General features: G+C 66.3%; 1 protein-coding gene. It reads left to right on the top strand.

Annotated features, from left to right (window positions below; genetic code table 11):
• The first annotated feature begins 181 nt into the window (after positions 1–181).
• The gene (locus tag A5707_RS01190) at positions 182–523 is read left to right on the top strand and encodes a hypothetical protein (protein ID WP_065012709.1); all 342 of its coding nucleotides are present in this window, start codon (positions 182–184) and stop codon (positions 521–523) included.
• Positions 524–611: the final 88 nt, after the last annotated feature.

Raw genomic sequence — 611 nt, 5'->3', positions numbered from 1 at the left:
CGATGTGCCCGCCTCGTAGCGACAACGCGGCGTATGGCCAGGTGGCGCCGCGGCGCCGGAGTCACTTTGACCACTCCTGTCTTGGTTTGCCACACCTGTCACGGCCTGACCCGGTGTTTCGGGGTGCCCGCCTATCAGCGACAGCGAACGGGTTGTCGGACGTCCATGCGACGGTCGGCCGATGAATGAGTCGCTGCTACTGCGGGGGACCGAACTCCGCTACGTACTGACAATGCAGTTATTTCGCCATGGGCCCGCCACCGTCGGCGAGTTGGCCGAGGCGCTCGCGCAGCACGGTTTTGCCGTGGGCGGACGGACATCGAAATCCATCTCGGACGCGTTGCGCTGGGAAATGGGCCACGGCCGGGTGCGCCGGCTGAGGCGCGGTCGATATGGACCCGGCTGGATGCCGCGTGGCACTGAGCACCGAATCCACACGCGTGAGCTGGCGCTGCGCGACCAAGCCAAGTGTCGCTCGGAGCCGGGCACCCTGCCACCAGCGACAACTGGGCCACTCGCGTGACTGGCGTGGCGGAAGTGTCCCCAGTGAACCATTTGTTGCCGCGTCGCCACGCCAAATCCTCAGTTGTCGCTACGAGGCGGGCACATCG

Source organism: Mycobacterium kyorinense (assembly GCF_001672775.1).
Taxonomy (GTDB): domain Bacteria; phylum Actinomycetota; class Actinomycetes; order Mycobacteriales; family Mycobacteriaceae; genus Mycobacterium; species Mycobacterium kyorinense_A.
The sequence above is the reverse complement of the archived record's forward strand: the minus strand, read 5'-3'. Positions and strand labels throughout refer to the sequence as shown.

Coding starts and splice junctions, on each gene's coding strand:
- A5707_RS01190 (WP_065012709.1), top strand. CDS start 182: ATGAATGAGTCGCTGCTACTGCGGGGGACCGAACTCCGCTACGTACTG.